We start from the raw sequence: 19,168 nt of genomic DNA, 5'->3' as shown, positions 1-19,168 counted from the left end.
GCGGCCCTTGCACAGGATAACCCGGAACAGCCCTGGACTATTTCTGCTGACGTGGGCTCCCAGGCCTTGTAGGGTCGTGGGCACTGGATATCGAATCCCGGTGGGCAAGATGTCCTATATGCCGCCGGGCCCGTGACGAAGGAGAGAACATGGCAGTCAACGACGACGAAGCACAGGTCCTGGACCAGTGGAGCAACCGGCTGGCCCAGGCACTGCAGATCCTGGACATGGACGTGGACCACGAACTGCTCCTGGACCTGGCCCGGAAGTCCGCGGACTCGGTGATCCACGCCGCGGCGCCGGTCACCACGTTCCTGGTGGGCTACGCCGCCGGGCTGGATGCCGGGACGGGCAGCGCGGGTACCAGGGAAGCCTCATCCGCTGCCGTGGAGAAGGCTGCCCGGGTGGCCTTCCAGCTGTGCGACGACGGCCCCAACGGCGGTCCTGCCAGCCGGGGCTGGGCGGACACGGCGCAATAGCAGGAATCCCCGCCTTATGGACAAATCCCCGCTGGACGCCACGGGAAATGTCCATCAGGCGGGGAGTTATGGCTCCTGCACCAAGGGACGGCAAAGCTTCCGGCTCAGCCCGCCGCCGTCGGCTCCTCTTCCAGGGCAAGCACGCGCTCGAGCCGGACGATCACGGCCTTGGACGCCGGCGTCTGGCTTCCCTCCGCCACGCTTTCCAGTGGGACCAGGACGTTGGCCTCCGGATAGTACGCCGCGGCGCATCCCCTGGCGGACGGGTAGGAGACCACCCGGTAGTTCCGCAGCACCCGGTCCACACCGTCCGAATACACCCCGTGGATGTCCACATGCTGCCCGTCCTCAAGGCCCAGCTCGGTGAGGTCCGCGGGATTCACGAACACCACTTCACGGCCCTTCTTGATGCCGCGGTACCTGTCGTTGTGCCCATAGATGGTGGTGTTGAACTGGTCGTGCGAGCGCATGGTCTGCAGGATCAGGGTTCCCGCGGGCCGTTCCACATGCTCCAGCTCATTTACCGTGAGGATGGCCTTGCCGGTGGGTGTGTTGAACGTGCGGGAGTCGCGGGGCCCGTTGGGCAGGACGAACCCGCCCTCCTGCCGGATCTTCCGGTTGTAGTCCTCGCACCCGTTCACCACATGGGAAATGTGGTCCCGGATCAGGTCGTAGTCCTTTTCGAATCCGGCCCAGTCCGCCGACGTCCGGTCCCCCAGCGTGGCCGCGGCAAGCCGGCAGACGATAGCCACCTCGGACAGCAGCCCCGGCGCCACGGGTTCCACGGTGCCGTGCGAGGCGTGCACGGCACAGACGGTGTCCTCCACCGAGACGAACTGCGGTCCGGATTCCTGCCGGTCGATCTCCGTCCGGCCCAGCGTGGGCAGGATCAGTGCCTCCGCCCCGGTCACGCCATGTGAGTGGTTGAGCTTCGTGGAGATCTGGACCGACAGCTCGGTCTTTTCCATCGCTGCTTCGGCCGCGTGCGTGTCCGAAATGGCTCCCACGAAATTGCCGCCGAGGGCGATAAAAGCCTTGATGCCGCCGTCCCGCATTGCCCGGACCGTCTGGACGGCGTCCAGCCCGTGGTCCCGCGGCGGTTCAAAGTCGAACTCCCGCCCCAGGGCGTCCAGGAAGGCCGGCGGCATCTGTTCCCAGATGCCCATGGTCCTGTCGCCCTGGACGTTGCTGTGCCCGCGGATGGGCGAGGCGCCTGCCCCCGGCTTCCCCATGTTGCCGCGGAGCAGCAGGAGGTTGATGATCTCCTTGATGGTGGCCACGCCCTTCTTCTGTTGCGTGATGCCCATGGCCCAGGTGATGATCACCTTGTCAGCGGCGAGGTAGCGGGCCGCAAGCTCGTCGATTTCCTCGGTGCGCAGCCCCGTGGCCTCCAGGACAGCGGCTTCGTCCAGCCGGGAGAGGTGGGCCTTGAGCTCCTCCAGCCCGTCGCAGTGCTCCGCCAGGAACTGGTGGTCCAGCACCGTGCCAGGGTTCGCGGCCTCGGCCTCGAGGACGCGCTTGGAAACGGCCTGCAGGAGCGCCATGTCGCCGCCGATCCGCACCTGCAGGAACTGGTCCGCCAGGTCCGTGCCGTGCCCGATGATGCCCTTCACCTTCTGCGGGTTCTTGTACCGCATCAGGCCGGCCTCCGGCAGCGGATTCACGGCGACAATGTTCGCCCCGGCCTCCTTGGCCTCCTCCAGCGCCGTGAGCATCCTCGGATGGTTGGTGCCCGGGTTCTGGCCCATGATGATGATCAGGTCCGCCTTGGCGAAGTCGTCATAGGAGACCGTGGCCTTGCCCACGCCGATGGTTTGCCCCATGCCCCACCCGGAGGACTCGTGGCACATGTTGGAGCAGTCCGGCAGGTTGTTGGTGCCGTAGGCCCGGATGAACAGCTGGTAGAGGAAGGCGGCCTCGTTGGACGTCCTGCCGCTCGTGTAGAACGCGGCCTGGTTGGGGTCAGGGAGGGACTTGAGCTTGTCCGCGATGATGCTGAACGCCTGCTCCCAGCTGACCGGCCGGTAGTGGTCCTCCCCCGCCTTCTTGTACACGGGCTCGGTCAGGCGGCCCTGCATGCCCAGCCAGTACTCGGACCGGTGCCGCAGCTCGCTGACGGGGTGCTCGTCCCAGAACTCCCGGCCGATGACCACGGGAGTGGCTTCCCAAGTGACCGCCTTCGCCCCGTTTTCACAGAACTCGAACGTCTTGCGATGGCCCGGATCAGGCCACGCGCAGCTCATGCAGTCGAATCCGTCCTTCTGGTTCAGGGCCAGCAGGGTCTTCCGCGAGCGCTCCACGCCCATGTGTTTGAGCGCCGGCTGCATCGAGTGGTAGACCCCGGGCACACCGGCGGCCCAGGTTTTGGGATGGCCGGTCACTTCCAGTTCGGACTCGTCCGCCTCTTCGACCTTCGGGTTCTTGCGCGTCACGCTGCACACTCCTCGGCTGTTCCTGGTCCCCACAAGCCACGGCACACGCCGGCGGACCAATTTCTTCCACAGTTGTTCAGCAGGTCATGGAAGTCAAGGGAATGACGACGGCGGCACCCGCCCGCGTTAGGCTGGTTCCCAAGGCTGAAGCAAGCGGCCGCAGGAACTTCTGTGCGGAGCCCATTAATGCCCGACGATCGTGCCCTCGCCGCCCTGGCGGCGTCTTCCTTCTCCCTGCCGGACCTGCGGGACGGCCAGCTGGCCGGCATCAGCGCCTTGGCCGGCGGCCGCGACGTCCTGGCAGTGATGCCCACCGGCTACGGCAAATCCGCCATCTACCAGGTCGCGGCGCAGCACCTGCACAACGAAACGGGACGCCCCGCCGTCGTGGTTTCACCGCTTATTGCCCTGCAGGAGGACCAGCAGGACGGGCTGGCCGGCGACCTTGGCGACCAGGCGGCCGTCACCATCAACTCCTCGCACAGCGATTCCGAGGTGGAGGCCGCGTGGCAGGCCGTCGAATCCGGGGAGGCCACCTTCGTGTTCCTTGCCCCGGAGCAGCTGGCCAAACAGGACACCGTGGACCGCATCGCCGCCCTGGACATCACGCTGTTCGTGGTGGACGAGGCGCACTGCGTCTCCTCCTGGGGCCACGACTTCCGGCCCGACTACCTCAGCCTGGGCAACGTGCGCGAGCGGCTGGGCAACCCGCCCGTGGCCGCCCTCACCGCCACCGCCTCCCCGCCCGTCCGGGACGAGATCGTGGAGCGGCTGGGCATGGAGGACCCGCTGGTGCTGGTCCGGGGCTTCGACCGGCCCAACATCAGCCTGGACGTGGTCCGCCACCAGGAAGACCGGGGCAAGCGGAAGGCCGTGCTGGCGCAGGTGGCCGGGCTGGCCGGCGACGGCCACGGGCTGCTCTACGCGGCCACGCGGAAGGACACCGAGAAGTACGCCGCGAAGCTCGCCGCGGAAGGGCTGCGGACGGAGGCATACCACGCGGGCCGGTCCGCCGGGGACAGGGAGCGGATCCACGAGCAGTTCCTCGACGACGCCCTGGACGTTGTGGTGGCCACCACCGCTTTCGGTATGGGGATCGACAAGCCCAACGTCCGTTTTGTGGTCCATGCGGATATTCCAGAGTCGCTTGACGCCTACTATCAGGAGATTGGCCGCGCCGGGCGTGACGGCCAGCCGGCGGCGGCGGTGCTGCACTACCGCGCCGAGGACCTGGGGCTGCGGAAGTTCTTCAGCACGAGTTCCCCGGATCCGGATCGGCTGCTGGCGGTGCTGAAGGTCCTCAAGGCCGCGGGTGCGCCCACGCCGAAGTCCTCCCTGGCCGAGCTGGCCGGGTTCCCGGTCCGCCGCGTCACGGGACTGGTCAACCAGCTGGAGGAGGCGGGCGCCGTCATCACAGGCAAGCGCGGCATCCGCCTCGCCTCCAAAGCCAAGCTGCCCGCCCTGGTGGAGCGCGCCGTCGAACTCGCCGAGGCCCGGCAGCGCGTGGAGCAGTCCCGCCTCACCATGATGCGCGCCTACGCTGAAACGGACGGCTGCCGGCGGCAGTTCCTGCTGGGCTACTTTGGCGAGGACCTTCCGGAACCGTGCGGCAACTGCGATGGCTGTGCCGACGCCGCCGCGCGGGATGTGCAGCCGGGTGACAAGGCGCACGACGGCGGCGGGGCGGCTTCCGCCGCTGCGGACGAGCCGTTTCCCCTCCAATCAGCCGTGGTCCACAAGGAGTGGGGCCCGGGGCTGGTGATGCGGCATGAGGACGACGTGATCACTGTCCTGTTCGAGCAGGAGGGGTATAAGACGCTGTCCCGGACCGCCGTCGTGGAGCATGAACTCCTCAAGCCGGCTTAGGTAGGCTGGGAGGAGACTCCAACGAAAGGCCCGCCTCGTGGAAGTACCCTCAATTGTCTGGACCCTGACCGTCGCCGGAATTGTTGCCCTGCTGGCTTTCGACTTCTTCTTCCACGTGCGGAAGGCACACACGCCGTCGCTGAAGGAATCGGCCATCTGGTCCGCGATTTATGTGGGCGTCGCGGTGCTCTTCGGGCTCGGCGTGTTCCTGTTCGGCGGGTCAACCATGGGCACGGAGTACTTTGCCGGCTACATCACCGAGAAGGCGCTGTCCGTGGACAACCTTTTCGTGTTCCTGATCATCATGGCCAGCTTCAAGGTGCCCCGGGCCGACCAGCAGAAGGTGCTGCTGTTCGGCATCGTGTTCTCGCTGATCGCCCGCACGGCGTTCATCTTCCTGGGCGCCGCGCTGATCAACAGCTTCGCGTGGGTGTTCTACATCTTCGGGCTGATCCTGCTCATCACCGCCGGCAACCTGCTCCGGCCCAACAGCCACGACGACGAGTCCGAGGGCCTGGTGGTGCGGCTGGCTAAAAAGTACCTCCCGGCGTCGGCCCATTACGACGGCGACAAGCTCTTCACGATGGAGAACGGCAAACGCGTCCTCACCCCGATGCTCCTGGTGATGGTGGCCATCGGCGGCACGGACATCCTGTTCGCCCTGGACTCCATTCCGGCCATCTTCGGCCTGACCCAGAACGTGTTTATCGTGTTCACCGCAACGGCGTTCTCCCTGATGGGCCTGCGGCAGCTGTTCTTCCTGATCGACGGGCTGCTGGACCGGCTGATCTTCCTCTCGTACGGCCTCGCGGCGATCCTGGGCTTCATCGGCGTGAAGCTGATCCTGCATGCCCTGCACGAAAACACCCTCCCGTTCATCAACGACGGCCAGCACGTCAACGTGGTGGAAGTGAGCACCCAGGTTTCGCTGAGCGTCATCCTGGGCGTCCTGCTGGTCACGGTCCTGGCGTCCATCTTCAGCCCCAAGGGCAAGGCCAAGAATGCAGTGTCCGGAGCGCGGCGCCACGCCATCGAATACCTGGACCTCAACTACGAGACCGACATGGTGGAGCGGGACAAGATCTTCGCCAAGATGTGCCGCGAAGAGGACCAGATCCGCAAGCTGCCCGAGAAGTACAAGCGGCTCATCCGGAACGAAACCGAGTTCCTGGAGCTGCTGCGGAACGCCCACACGGAGCACGACAAAGCCCAGGTGCGCGCGGACGCCAAGGGCTAGGACGGCCTTTGTCAGACCCTCTTGCTAGGTTTGGATCAAGACCAGGGGAACCGTCCCCAGGCCGCTGATGACGGTCCGGATGTCAATGGGGAGGCCCAGTGTTTCTGCTCGAAGCTGCCGGTGTTGATGCCGGTGCGCCGCCGGACCTGGTGTTTTCCGCCAGTGACCTGGTGGCCGCCAGCGAGTGCGAGTACCGCACGCTCCGGATCCTGGACGAAAAGCTGGGCCGGGCCCCTAAAGCAGAATTTCCGGCGGACGAGATGCAAACCCGCGCCGGCGTCCTGGGCGATAAGCATGAGGCCACCGTACTGGCCAGCCTGATCGCCAAGTATGGCGAGTGGGATGCCAGCCGTGGTGCGGGCGTCTATTCGCTGGAACGCGGCCCGAACCTCCGCGGCGAACTCCAGGCCAAGCACGCGGAAACCGAACTGGCGCTGCGGTCCGGGGCGGACGTCGTGTTCCAAGCCACCTTCTTCGATGGCGAATTCCTGGGCTACGCCGACTTCCTGGTGAACGAGGCCGCGGGCACCAAGAACCCGGGCCGCTACGAGGTGTGGGACACCAAGCTGGCCCGGCACGCCAAGGTGGGCGCCCTGCTGCAGCTCGCCGCCTACGGCGACCAACTCCTGGGAATGGGCCTGGAGCCCTCCCCCGTCGCCACCCTGGTGCTGGGCACCAGGGTCGGTGAAGACTGGCTCCGCAGCAGCCATTCCCTTCCGGACCTGCTGCCCGTTTTCCGGGAACGACGCCGGCGCTTCCGCCACCTCACTTCACAACACCGCCAGGCCGAGGCCCCCGTGGAGTGGCAGCAGCCAGGCATTGTCCACTGCGGCCGCTGCGATTACTGCGGGGAGCAAGTGCAGGTCCACCGCGACCTGCTGATGGTTGCCGGCATGTCCGTGGTGCAGCGCAGGAAGCTCCGCGCCGCCGGCATCACCACCATCGAGCAGCTCGCTGGGATGCCTGCCGGGGAAGCGCAGAACTCGGTGGTCCGGCTCCGCGCCCAGGCCCGCATGCAGCTGGGCCTGGATACACCCGCAGGGTCCCGGACGTTCAGCAAGGACGGCGAGCCGCACACTGTTTCCTATACGGTCCTGCCCGATAACACCATCGGGTCCCTTCCTCCACCCAGTCAGGGCGACATCTTTTTCGACTTCGAGGGCGATCCGCTGTGGCAGGACCCCGCCACGGGCGTGTGGGGCATCGAGTACCTGTTCGGTGTGATCGAGGCGCCGGTGCCCGGCGCCGGCGGTGATCCTGTCTTCCGCCCGTTCTGGGCGCACTCACGGCAGGGGGAACGCCGCGCCTTTCTGGACTTCCTGGAGTACGTGGAGGAACGCCGGGCCCGGTACCCGGACATGCACGTCTACCACTACGCGCCGTACGAGAAAACGGCGCTGCGGAACCTTTCGCTGGCACACCAGGCAGGTGAGGACACGGTGGATGAGTGGCTGCGGCAGGGCTTGCTGGTGGACCTGTACGCCACGGTGCGGCATTCGCTGCGGATCTCGGAGGCCTCCTACTCCATCAAGAAGCTGGAACCGCTGTACATGGGTGACAACCTGCGTTCCGGGGACGTCAAGGACGCCGGCGCATCCGTGGTGGCCTACGCGGCGTACTGTGCAGCCAGGGACTCCGGCAACCAGGCCGAGGCTGACAGGATCCTCACCTCCATCTCGGACTACAACCGCTACGACTGCCTGTCCACCCTCCGGCTCCGGGACTGGCTCCTTGACATCGGGGGCGGGCCGGCAGCGAACGCTGACGATTCGGCCGGGAGCGTCGTGCCAGCCGAAACGGCTGGCCTGCTGGGCGGGCGGGAACGCCCTGCCGGGCGGGATCGTACCGCGGCGCCTGATGAGACACCGGAGGAAGCCAGGCTTCGCGAGTACCTGGCCGGACTGCCGGACACCCGGCCCTGGACGGACGACGAACGGGCCATCGCCATGGTGGCAGCAGCCACCGGTTACCACCGCCGCGAACGGAAGCAGTTCTGGTGGCAGCACTTTGACCGCGTTGAGGCTCCCCTCGAAAGCTGGTCCGACCAGCGGAACGTCTTCGTTGTGCAGTCCGCCGAGGTCGCCTCGGACTGGGCGCTGGCCAAGCCCCGGGAACGGATGCGCACCCGGGTCCTGCGGCTCCGCGGCACCATGACGGAGGGCTCGGATTTCCGGGCTGACTCAAGCTGGTGCCGGCTGTACGACGCACCGGCACCGGACGGCATGGCTGCCCCCGACGCCGCACCCGGCGCCAGGGCCTACACCTTCGGCACCAGGATCAGCGCGCTGTCACCGGCGCCGGACAATCCCGAGCACACCGAAATCATCATTGCGGAACGTGAATCGGGCAAGGTTTCTGCGTACCCGCACCTCCCCGTGGCCCTGACGGAGGACCAGCCTTTGGCCACCGCCAGCATCGAAGCCGCCATCGCGGAGGTCGCGGGCGCCGTGGGCGCGTCGGTGCCTGCGCTGCCCGCACATTCCGGCCTGGACATCCTGCGCAAGCAGCCGCCGCGGTTCCGTGCCCTGCCGGGCCCGGTGGAGGTCCGTCACCGTGACGACGGCTCTGCTGATTACGCCGCCGCAATCGCCGGATCCCTGCGGGACCTTGACCGCTCCTACCTCGCCGTCCAGGGACCTCCGGGAACCGGCAAGACGTTCGTCGGCGCCCACGTCATCGGCCAGCTCGTGGCCGAGGGCTGGAAGATCGGCGTCGTGGCCCAGTCCCACAACGTGGTGGAGAACCTGCTGTGCCGGGCGATCGATACTGGCGGCGTGGATCCTGCCATCGTGGGCAAGAAACTGGCTGCACCCCACGACGTGCCGTGGAGTTTGACGGCCGACGGCGACGTGGCCCGCCTGCTGTCATCCCCCGGCGGGTGCCTGGTGGGCGGGACGGCGTGGACCATGACCGGCAAGGAAGTCCCGGCCGGCTCGCTGGACCTGCTGGTGATCGACGAAGCCGGACAGTTTTCGCTGGCCAACACGCTGGCAGTGTCCCGCGCCGCCAAGAGGCTGCTCCTGCTCGGGGACCCCCAGCAACTCCCGCAAGTGACGCAGGGCGCCCACCCCGAACCTGTGGACGAGTCTGCGCTGGGGTGGCTGGCGGCCGGGCACGCTACCCTCCCCGCACGCCTGGGCTACTTCCTGGCCGACAGCTGGCGGATGCACCCGGAGCTGTGCGCTGCCGTGTCCCGGCTCAGTTACGAAGGGAAGCTCCAGTCGGCACCGGCTGCGTCACTCCGCGAGCTGGAGGGGCTGCCGCCCGGGGTCGAAACCGTCTTCGTGGACCACACTGGCAACACCACGGGTTCCAAGGAGGAAGCGGCCGAGGTGGTCCGGCAGGCCAGGCGGCATCTTGGCCTGAAGTGGGTTCCGGGTGCAGGCAGCGACGCACGTCCGCTGGAGCCGCAGGACCTGCTGGTGGTGGCCGCGTACAACGCCCAGGTGCACCTGATCCGGAAAGCGCTGGAAGAAGCCGGCCTTCCCGATATCCGCGTGGGGACGGTGGACAAGTTCCAGGGCCAGGAGGCGCCGGTGGTGCTCGTCTCCATGGCGTGTTCGGCCGTGGCTGAGGCTCCCCGCGGGGCCGAGTTCCTGTTGAACCGGAACCGGATCAATGTGGCGGTATCGCGGGGGCAGTGGCGGGCGGTCATCATCCGCTCCCCCGAACTCACCAGCTACATGCCGCACAAACCTGCGGCTTTGGAGGAGCTGGGTGCGTTCATCGGCCTGAGCCCGCGGGAGTAGCGCATCAGCGGGCGTTGAATCCGCGGAAGCGTCCCTCCGCTGCGGACATCTCGTTGTCCACCCGCTCCACCCTGCCCGGGGTGCGGCCGGAGTTCAACCAGTCCAGGAGGTCCCGGACCTGCGGCTCGGGACCTTCGGCAACCACGGCCACCGAACCGTCGTCGAGGTTTTTCACTTCACCGGTCAGGCCCAGTTCCTCGGCTTTGCCCATGGTCCAGAAGCGGAAGCCCACTCCCTGCACCACGCCGAACACGCGCGCGTCCAGCCGGACCGAATCCGATGCCGACCCGTCGTGCCCGGCCATGGTGCCCTCCTCAGGTAAACAGCCCGCCCAGCCCAACCAAGTAGCGGTAACTGTCGTTATGAGGCATCAGAACGACAGTTGACGCTACCTGGTTGGGCGGGGACAGGCGTCTTAGTTGATGGTGATGTCGCGGGTGGCGTGGTTGTAGCGGATGGTGACCGTGCCGCCGTTGTGGTGCAGCTCGTGGTTGGGGCCATCGAACGCGCCGTAGGCACCGTAGTTCTCGTCCCAGGAGCGGTTCAGCGCAATCTTGAAGGTGTAGAAGCCGGCGGGCAGTTCGGCGCTCTTCTTCCAAAGCTGGTCGAGGAAGTCGAACTCCATCTGGGCTTCGTCGTACTGCGGGGCCCAGTTCTCCGGCGCACCCAGGATGGTGTTGAAGTCGCCGGCCACAGCCACGGCTTCGGGCTGCGGGTGGGTCTCGACGTCCGGGCCCTCGAACGGCTCGGCGGCGGCATCGGCGGCCGTATCCTTGGCGGGAGCCTTGGTCTTGCGGACGGCCTTGACCACCGGCTCGACGGCGTCCTCGAGTACCTTCGCTGCCTTGCCCACGGCGGCGGCTGCCTTCTTGGCGGGAGTCTTGCGGGTCGTCTTCTTGGCGGTTTCTTCCTTGGCCGGAACCTCCAGCGTGGCCGCGGCAGCGGAGACCGGCCGGACGAACCCTGCGGGAGCGGCGGGGACCGGGGTGTCGGCAGGAACGGGAGTGCCGGCGTCGAGCGCGGTGGCGAAGGACACCGGGTCGGGGTAGGCGACGGTGGCGCGCATGCCGTCCTCAGTGATGGTCCAGCCGGAGCGGCCCTTCACCAGCCAGCCGGCCTTGACCAGCTTGGCGGTTGCCGAGGTGAGCGTCTTGTGTCCGCGGGGAATGCCGCCGCTGAGCAGTTCCGCCTCGTGCTCGTTGAACGGCACGCGGGCCGTCGCTTCCGCGAGGACCTGGCCCGCGTTCAGTGCATCGCCTGACCACACGCCTTCGGTCAGGACATCCAGAACGGTCTTGAGTCGAAGGAAGGTGTTTTCTGCGGTGGACTTGGCCATGATTCCCCTTTTATGAAAGCGATCGGTCTTAGGCATCTTGCCAACTGCCGATTAAATCGCGCGACTTTAATTGGTTAACTCTGCGTGTCGTGACCGACTATGAAGCGGATATCGCCACAAGTGAGGCGGAGGTCTCGGGTAAGGGCTGACTGCACAACCCTCTCAGCGCTGGTACGGGTGCCGCCCTGCACTCCCCAGACACGCCTGCGGCACCCAGTTTAGCGGCACAATGGCGCACTTGTTGCCTCGGACACAGCACGGTCAGGGCGTGACGTCCTGACCGTTCAGTTCCGCCAGCAGCTCGGCCTTCCGCTCTTCCGACGCAAAAGACGAATGGATGGAGTTCGCGGCCAGGCGCGCCTTGTCGAATTCCGACAACTCGAACACCGCCGAGAGCTGGGCAAAGTTGTCGTCCACGTAACCTCCGAAGTAGGCGGGGTCGTCGGAGTTGACGGACACATTGAGCCCGGCGGCGAGCATGGCGGGAAGCGGGTGGTCCGCCAGCGTATCGACGGCGCGGAGCCTCACGTTGGACAGCGGGCACACGGTGAGCGGGATCCGCGCATCCACCAGTCGCTCCACCAGTTCCGGATCCTCCATGCAGCGGATGCCGTGGTCGATGCGCTCCACGCCGAGGACGTCCAGCGCCTCGGTGATGTACGACGCCGGGCCCTCCTCGCCTGCATGGGCCGTCAGCCGCAGGCCTGCTTCGCGAGCCTTTGCATAGAGCCGTTCGAATTTGGCCGGCGGGTTTCCGACCTCGGCCGAGTCAAGGCCGATGGCTCCGATTGGCGCATCCATGGCCAGCAGGCCGTCCAGGACTTCCAGGGCGGAGTCCTCCGGAAGGTCACGCAGGAAAGCCGCAATCAGCATGGTGGACATGCCAAAATCCTCCTGCGAAGTGGCCAGCACCGATGCCACACCGTTAACGCAGGTTTCCAGTGAAATTCCGCGTGAAAGGTGCGCCTGGGGGTCCATCATGATTTCTGCGTGGCGCACCCCGGCAGCAGCGGCCCGCTCCAGATAGGAGTGCGTCATCGCCGCGAAGTCCTCTTCCGTCTGCAGCACCGCCATATTGGCGTAGTACAGGTCCAGGAAGGACTGCAGGTCAGTGAACTCGTACCGTTCCCGGAGTTCGTCCAGCCCGGAATACGGCAGCTCGATGCCGTTGCGCTCCGCCAGGGCGAAGATCAGCTCCGGCTGCAGGGTCCCTTCAATGTGCAGGTGCAGTTCGGCCACGGGAAGGACGCGGGCCGGGACGGCAGGCTCGGTTTCATCCGCTTCAATGTCAGGCACGGCGCTGCCGGCCGCAAAGTTTTCCATCGGGTCAGGATAATGCCCTGCGGCTGATTCGCCACTAGAGTCGAGCGAATGCAGAACGCCACGCACGCTGATGACCTGCAGTACCCGGCTCCCGCCTCCGCGGCCGACGGCTTCGTCCGGGTCCGCGGCGCCCGCGAAAACAACCTCCGCAACGTGGACGTGGACGTCCCACGCGACGCGATCGTGGCGTTCACGGGAGTTTCCGGGTCCGGCAAATCATCGTTGGCCTTCGGCACCATCTATGCCGAGGCGCAACGCCGCTACTTCGAGTCCGTGGCCCCGTATGCCCGGCGCCTGATACAGCAGGGCCACAACCCCAAGGTGGAGCTGATCACGGGGCTGCCTCCCGCCGTCGCACTTCAGCAGCGCCGCGGCGCCCCCAGCAGCAGGTCCACCGTCGGCACCGTCACCACGCTCTCAAACTCCCTGCGCATGCTCTTCTCGCGCGCCGGGACCTACCCGTCCGGCAGCACCCAGCTGGACTCGGACGCCTTCTCTCCCAACACCGCAGCCGGTGCATGCCGGGAATGCCACGGCCTGGGCGTCGCACATACCGTTACGGAATCGTCACTGGTTCCGGACCCGTCGCTGAGCATCCGTGACGGCGCCATCGCGGCCTGGCCCGGTGCGTGGCAGGGGAAAAACCTGCGGGACATCCTCACCCACCTGGGCTACGACGTCGACGTCCCGTGGCGCAAGCTTCCCAAGAAGCAACGGGACTGGATCCTCTTCACCGAGGAACAGCCCGTGGTGGAGGTGACTCCGCAGCGCGACAGGGTGGCCAAACCGTACAAGGGGCGGTTCTGGAGTGCCCGCAGCTACGTCCTGCATACCCTGGCGGATTCCCAGAGCGCGTCCATGCGGGAACGCGTTTTGGCGTACATGGAGTCAGGCCCGTGCCCGCTCTGTTCAGGCACGGGACTGACGCCGGAGGCGCTTGCCGTCACGTTCGCGGGCAGGACCATTGCGGAGCTCAACCGGCTCCCGATGGCGGAGCTTGCGGACATCGTGCGGCCCACCGCTGGACTGAACGACGCCGGCACAGCCTCCCGCACGCAGCTTTCCGGGGAGTCCAACGAGGTAGCCGTAGCCATCACCCGGGACCTCCTGCATCGCCTCACGGTCCTCGTGGACCTCGGCCTCGGATACCTCGCGCTGGGCCGTGCCACGCCCACCCTCTCGCCCGGCGAGATGCAGCGGCTCCGGATTGCCACGCAGCTTAGGTCCGGTCTGTTCGGGGTGATCTACGTATTGGACGAGCCATCCGCAGGGCTTCATCCGGCCGACGCCGAACCCCTTTTGGACGTGTTGGAGCAGCTGAAAAAGTCCGGCAACTCCGTCTTCGTAGTGGAGCACAACATGGACGTGGTCCGGCGGGCCGACTGGCTGGTGGACGTGGGCCCGCGTGCCGGAGAAGGCGGCGGCGAAGTGCTCTACAGCGGACCCGTGGATGGGCTCGCCGGCATCGAGGCGTCCGTCACCAGGCCGTTCCTGTTCGACGACGACGGATTCGTCACGGCGGGCAGCGGAAGGGCCACCGGAAGTGCCGACGGCGGTTCCGGCCGTGTTTCCCGCAGTAGTTTGGGAATGGTGCGGGAGCCTACGGAATGGCTGGAGTTGAAGGACGTCCGCCGGCACAACCTGCGGGGGCTGGACGCACGTTTTCCCCTGGGGGTCCTCACGGCGGTCACCGGTGTCTCAGGGTCCGGGAAGTCCACTCTTGTTGGACGGGCGCTTGCCGGGCTGGTGGGCTCCGGCCTCAAAACCCCGCTGGAACAGGATGCAGCGGAGCCCTCCGCCACGGGAAGTATTACCGGGGGTGAACGCATCGACCGCCTGGTCACTGTGGACCAGAAGCCGATCGGGCGTACCCCGCGCTCCAACCTGGCAACGTACACCGGGCTTTTCGACGCTGTCCGCAAGGAATTTGCCGCGACCGGCCAGGCCAGGGAACGTGGCTTCGGCGCCGGCAGGTTCTCCTTCAACGTGGCAGGCGGGCGCTGCGAAACCTGCCAGGGCGAAGGGTTTGTCGCCGTCGAACTGCTCTTCCTGCCCGGCAGCTACGGCCCGTGCCCGGAGTGCGGCGGATCCCGCTACAACCCTGAGACGCTGGAGGTGCAGTACCGCGGCAGGAACGTGGCCGACGTGCTGGCCATGACCGTGGACGTCGCTGCGGAGTTCCTGGCCGACGTGCCGGCTGCGGCGCGGAGCCTGAAAAGCCTCCAGGACGTGGGACTTGGGTACTTGCGGCTGGGGCAGCCTGCCACCGAACTCTCAGGTGGTGAAGCCCAGCGCATCAAACTCGCCACCGAACTGCAGCGGGCGCAGCGCGGGCACACCCTGTACCTGTTGGATGAACCCACCACCGGCCTGCATCCCGCCGATGTACAGCTGCTGATGGCACAGCTGCACGGCCTGGTGGACGCCGGCAATTCCGTGGTGGTTGTTGAGCACGACATGTCAGTAGTGGCAGGGGCTGATTGGGTGATCGATCTGGGCCCGTCCGGCGGCGACAAGGGCGGGCTCATCGTGGCAACCGGGACCCCCGAAACGGTGGCGCGGTCGGGCGGCAGCCGGACTGCGCCCTACCTCGCGGCAGCCCTCAATCAGGGTTCCACCAGCGAATACTCAGGAAAATCTCGATTTGATAACGCCGCTGTGATGTCCTAGCGTGAAATGCATGCCCGCCAAAGCGGGCGCATGAATGCCCGGTGCTGCCTCCACCAGAACTGCCCAGCGGCAGCCACCGAAGTTGACCTCTATTTGTCAGGGGCGGGCAGTGGCGCGACGATCTCCGGGGACGGAACCAGCGCCGGTGGCCTTCAGGAGCATCACCATAATGAAAAACACAACCTTCCGTACTGCCGCACGCCGTGGAGCCACCGTGGCCGTGATCTCAGCAGCAGGCCTCGCACTTTCCGGCACCGCCGCAAATGCGACCACCAGCACCTCCACGTGGGACGCCCTGGCACAGTGTGAAAGCGGCGGTAACTGGGCAACCAACACCGGAAACGGCTACTCCGGCGGCCTGCAGTTCAGTGCCAGCACCTGGTCCGCATACGGCGGCACCGGTTCACCGGCGGACGCGAGCCGCGAGCAGCAGATTGCCGTCGCCGAGCAGGTCCAGGCTTCGCAGGGCTGGGGAGCATGGCCCTCCTGCTCTGCCCAGCTGGGCCTGAGCGGCGGCGCCACCGGGACTGCACCCGTTCAGCAGGCCCCCGTCCAGCAGATTCCGGTCCAGCAGGCACCGGTCCAGCAGGTCCAGGGCGCGCCGGTCCAAGCAGCTCCTGTTACCCAGGCACCCGCCGCCAAGCATGCCAAAGCAGTTGCCCTGAGCGGGGAAACCTACACGCTGGAGGCCGGCGACACCCTGAGCATTGTTGCCGAAAAGCTGGGCATCCAAGGCGGCTGGCAGCAACTTGCTGATGCCAACCTGGACACCATCTCCGATCCCAACCTCGTCTTCGAGGGCCAGGTCATCCAGCTTCCGTTATAAAAACTGCGCCGCAGCTGCCCGCCAGCTGCAAAAGCCCTCACGGGCCCTATGAACAGGTCGGCGATAGACAAATTCCGTTGACCAAAAAACGACGCCGGCACGCCCCCACAAGGGGAGTGCCGGCGTCGTTCTTCAATCCAGCCTGCCGTACGTCAACGCGCGGCGGGCAAGCCAGCTGTTAGCTGGCGGGAATCTCACGGACGATCCGAACCTTCCAGGCGTGTTCGTCGCTGGTGTCCAGCAGTGCGACGGTGCCGTGGGCCAGGTTCAAGGCGACGCGCTTGGCGGCAAGCAGCTCGAGGTAGAGGTGCTCGTTCATCCTGGCGGGGGTGTCGATCATGTACTTCACGGCGTCGCGCACCTTGCGGTAGTTGGCGCTGCGTTCGCGGTGCATGTGCAGTTCAAGGGCGGACTGCTGGCGGAGCCGGGGTTCGTGGCGGTTCAACAGGGTGACGGCGGTGTGCACGCCAACCACGAGTGCAAGCGAAACCACGTAGATCCACCATCCGCTGGACAGCAGGAACAGCGGCAGGTTGCCGATGGCCACGAGCGCGATCACCACACGGAGGGCAGCGATGCGGCGCACAGTCTTGGCGACGGCGGCCACGCCATCACGGAAGCGGTGCTGCTCCTTGCGCGCGGCGGCAGGATCAATGGTGAATTCGTCAAGGACCAGGATGCCCTTTGCTTCCGGACTCAGCATCTGCCCGTAACGGGGCACGCTGGGGGAGGTGATTCCGGTGGTTACTTCGGGTGTTAATGTCATGAGAGGGCTTCCAGAACGCGGGGTGGGTTGCGGACACCTTAGTGGTTTTAACTCCTTTGTGTATGCATAGGTCCACTATCTGGACATCCGGAGCGCCTGGCCTGTGGTCCCCGGCACTGCAATTGGAACATCCGCCGGGTGCCGTCAGACTGAATGGATGCAAACCTTCCTCCCGTACCCTGAATTCCGGCAGAGCGCCGAAGCATTGGACACCGCCCGGCTTGGCAAGCAACGGGTCGAGGCACTCCAGACGCTCCGCGCCCTGGTCATTCCCGGATACGGCTGGCAGACCCACCCGGCAATCCGCATGTGGATGGGCTATGTGCCGGCGCTGACCATGTATGGGCTGGCCATGGTTGACGAATGGACCAAGCGCGGCCACCCGGACAACACCCGGGCCAACATCATGGAGTTCGCCCCGCAGGCGGCACACCCGGATTACGCGGCGAAGATTCCCATGCCGCCGTGGCTCGGCGACCCGGACTTCCACCTCAGCCACCGCTCCAAGCTGGTGCGCAAGGAGCCCAAGTTCTACCGCTCCCTTTTTGCTGATGCGAACCCGGACATGGACTACGTCTGGCCGGAGCCGAAGCACGAGTTCCTGCCGCAGGAGCCAGAGGGTGACATCCTGTGGATCCTGCGCGATCCCCATGACGACGTCGATCCACAGACGTTGACCACAGTGGCCCTTCCGCCCGTGAGCGGCAGCATCGCTGCCGCGGCGGGCATGGGTGACGATTACTCCCCCGTGTATATCGACGACGGGTCCCGCCGCCCCTCACGCCAGCCCCGGAAGGCGCCGCCCAAGCAACAGGTGAAGAAACCTACGCGCAAGCGCCTGGCGCAGGAAGAGGCTTTCTCCACACTGCCGGGAAAGACGCCGGTGGCGGTCCCGTTCGAGCATGGAGCGAAGTTTGCCGTAGGCCAGGTGGTGGGCCGTCCCATCACCCTGGAGGACGGCAGGTTCGGCCGCAACTTCACCGTTACGGAGATCATCGACCGGTCCGCTTTTGCCTACCCGGCTCTTCTGCAGGATCCCCGCGTGTTCTTCCCGGTGGAAGCCCCGTAGCCGCATGACCATCCTCCTGGCAGGCTGCGGCGACCTCGGAACCGAAGCAGGTCTGCGGTTCGCCGCCCTGGGCCATCACGTGGTGGGCTGGCGCCGCTCACCTGCCAAGCTGCCGCCCGCCATTAAAGGTGTGGCGGCTGACTTGAGCGCTCCGGAGCTGCCGCCTGTCCCGGCGGACACCACCGCCGTCGTTATTGCCGTTGCCGCGGACTCGCCGTCTGAGGCGGACTACCGCGCAGCGTACCTTGACGGCGTAACGCACGTCCTGGACGCTTTGGAGCGCGACGGCGTCAAGCCTCAGCGGGTGCTTTTTGTCTCCTCGACGGCCGTGTACGGGGACGCCGGCGGCAGCTGGGTGGATGAAAGTACTCCACCTGCGCCGGCCGGGTTTTCAGGCCGTGTCCTGGTGGAGGCGGAGGAGCTTCTCCGGTCCCGGCTGGCGGGAACTGGCACCACGGCCGTGTCCCTCCGGCTGGGCGGCATCTATGGTCCCGGCCGGACCCGCCTGATCGACCAGGTTCGCAGCGGTTCAGCCGTTGTTCCGGAGGACGTGCGCTACACCAACCGCATCCACCGTGACGACGCCGCGGCCGCTATCGTCCACCTGGCCACCATGGCCGCTGAACCCTCGCCGGTTTACGTGGGAGTGGACAACGATCCGGCTGACCTTGGCACGGTGCTGCGCTTCCTGGCCGCTGAGATGGGCCTCGCCGCCCCGCCCGTGGGTGATGCGGGACCCGCGCGCGGCGGCAACAAGCGCTGCCGAAACGACCTCCTTCGGAGCACCGGTCTCAGCCTCACCTTCCCGTCGTTCAGGGAAGGCTACCGGGACATCCTTGCGGGAAACGGCGTCCGCCACCCGTAGCCAACATCGCCGGGACGGTTCCACCGTTTAAGCTGACTGCTCAGTGGTTCGGTCAGGGTTTAGCGAAATGTGAGGCAAGAAAACCATGGATTTTCGGCACATCATCGAGACGGTCGGGGAGTTTGTTGATTTCGCCGGAGTCGCTGTCATGGTGATCGGTGCCCTGGTGTCCATTCCGCTTGCTTTCCGGGGATATCAGCCGCGGAAGGTGCGCGCCGGCGGGGAGAAGCTGACCTTTTACCGGCTGTACCGGCAGCTGTTGGGCAGGTCCATCCTGTTGGGGCTTGAACTGCTGGTGGCCGCCGACATCATCCGAACCGTCGCTGTCACGCCCACCTTCGAAAGCGTTGGAGTTCTGGCGATTATTGTGCTGATCCGGACATTCCTCAGCTTTTCGCTTGAGCTTGAAATCACCGGAAAGTGGCCATGGCAGAAGGAGCCCCGCGACTCACGCGATTCCCGCGATTCTGCCGAAGCGACGGCGGGATAACCGGGGTAAGCAGGGTCTTTTCCGCTTCCAACTTTTCACTCCTCCCCGTTTTCCACATAG

General features: G+C 66.3%; 14 protein-coding genes. 9 read left to right on the top strand and 5 right to left on the bottom strand.

Features of this window, described 5'->3' with window-relative positions:
• Positions 1 to 149 precede the first annotated feature (149 nt).
• Positions 150 to 479, top strand: a complete 330-nt coding sequence (locus DXK94_RS06230; protein ID WP_079599079.1) for a DUF6457 domain-containing protein — start codon at positions 150 to 152, stop codon at positions 477 to 479.
• A gap of 104 nt (positions 480 to 583) precedes the next feature.
• Here DXK94_RS06230 and DXK94_RS06225 read toward each other — a convergent pair whose 3' ends face one another.
• Positions 584 to 2,911 (bottom strand): FdhF/YdeP family oxidoreductase, encoded by a 2,328-nt coding sequence (locus DXK94_RS06225; protein ID WP_115524304.1) that lies wholly within the window; start codon positions 2,909 to 2,911, stop codon positions 584 to 586.
• Between the two features lie 186 nt (positions 2,912 to 3,097).
• Here DXK94_RS06225 and DXK94_RS06220 point away from each other — a divergent pair, with 186 nt between their 5' ends.
• From DXK94_RS06220 to DXK94_RS06210, 3 genes are all read left to right on the top strand, one after another.
• Entirely contained in the window at positions 3,098 to 4,777 is a 1,680-nt protein-coding gene (locus tag DXK94_RS06220) for an ATP-dependent DNA helicase RecQ (RefSeq protein WP_115524277.1), read from the top strand.
• 37 nt (positions 4,778 to 4,814) lie between these two features.
• Entirely contained in the window at positions 4,815 to 6,014 is a 1,200-nt protein-coding gene (locus DXK94_RS06215) for a TerC family protein (protein WP_115524276.1), read from the top strand.
• Positions 6,015 to 6,112: 98 nt separating this feature from the next.
• Positions 6,113 to 9,763, top strand: a complete 3,651-nt coding sequence (locus DXK94_RS06210; RefSeq protein ID WP_115524275.1) for a TM0106 family RecB-like putative nuclease — start codon at positions 6,113 to 6,115, stop codon at positions 9,761 to 9,763.
• A gap of 4 nt (positions 9,764 to 9,767) precedes the next feature.
• Here DXK94_RS06210 and DXK94_RS06205 read toward each other — a convergent pair whose 3' ends face one another.
• The 3 genes from DXK94_RS06205 to DXK94_RS06195 form a co-directional block, all read right to left on the bottom strand.
• Complete coding sequence (locus DXK94_RS06205; protein WP_115524274.1) at positions 9,768 to 10,067, bottom strand: acylphosphatase; 300 nt, start codon at positions 10,065 to 10,067, stop codon at positions 9,768 to 9,770.
• 111 nt (positions 10,068 to 10,178) lie between these two features.
• Complete coding sequence (locus DXK94_RS06200) at positions 10,179 to 11,099, bottom strand: glycosidase (protein ID WP_115524273.1); 921 nt, start codon at positions 11,097 to 11,099, stop codon at positions 10,179 to 10,181.
• 261 nt (positions 11,100 to 11,360) lie between these two features.
• Positions 11,361 to 12,422, bottom strand: coding sequence for an adenosine deaminase (locus DXK94_RS06195; RefSeq protein ID WP_181884747.1), 1,062 nt, complete (start codon positions 12,420 to 12,422; stop codon positions 11,361 to 11,363).
• Between the two features lie 48 nt (positions 12,423 to 12,470).
• Between DXK94_RS06195 and uvrA the strand changes: the two genes are divergently transcribed.
• Positions 12,471 to 15,092, top strand: a complete 2,622-nt coding sequence (gene uvrA, locus DXK94_RS06190) for an excinuclease ABC subunit UvrA (protein WP_115524272.1) — start codon at positions 12,471 to 12,473, stop codon at positions 15,090 to 15,092.
• A 169-nt stretch (positions 15,093 to 15,261) separates the two neighbouring features.
• Complete coding sequence (locus DXK94_RS06185) at positions 15,262 to 15,918, top strand: transglycosylase family protein (RefSeq protein WP_115524271.1); 657 nt, start codon at positions 15,262 to 15,264, stop codon at positions 15,916 to 15,918.
• A 178-nt stretch (positions 15,919 to 16,096) separates the two neighbouring features.
• Here the strand turns inward: DXK94_RS06185 and DXK94_RS06180 are convergent, their stop codons facing one another.
• Complete coding sequence (locus tag DXK94_RS06180; protein WP_079599087.1) at positions 16,097 to 16,684, bottom strand: hypothetical protein; 588 nt, start codon at positions 16,682 to 16,684, stop codon at positions 16,097 to 16,099.
• Positions 16,685 to 16,841: 157 nt separating this feature from the next.
• Between DXK94_RS06180 and DXK94_RS06175 the strand changes: the two genes are divergently transcribed.
• The 3 genes from DXK94_RS06175 to DXK94_RS06165 all read left to right on the top strand — a co-directional run bounded on the left by DXK94_RS06175 (position 16,842) and on the right by DXK94_RS06165 (position 19,108).
• Entirely contained in the window at positions 16,842 to 17,753 is a 912-nt protein-coding gene (locus tag DXK94_RS06175; protein ID WP_115524270.1) for an MSMEG_6728 family protein, read from the top strand.
• A 4-nt stretch (positions 17,754 to 17,757) separates the two neighbouring features.
• Positions 17,758 to 18,618: an SDR family oxidoreductase gene (locus DXK94_RS06170; RefSeq protein WP_115524269.1), complete on the top strand. Its 861-nt coding sequence runs from the start codon at positions 17,758 to 17,760 to the stop codon at positions 18,616 to 18,618.
• An 85-nt stretch (positions 18,619 to 18,703) separates the two neighbouring features.
• Positions 18,704 to 19,108: a DUF1622 domain-containing protein gene (locus DXK94_RS06165; protein WP_115524268.1), complete on the top strand. Its 405-nt coding sequence runs from the start codon at positions 18,704 to 18,706 to the stop codon at positions 19,106 to 19,108.
• Positions 19,109 to 19,168: the final 60 nt, after the last annotated feature.

This window comes from Arthrobacter sp. RT-1, from assembly GCF_003367205.1.
Classification (GTDB): domain Bacteria; phylum Actinomycetota; class Actinomycetes; order Actinomycetales; family Micrococcaceae; genus Arthrobacter.
This window is presented reverse-complemented; position numbering and strand designations above follow the sequence as displayed.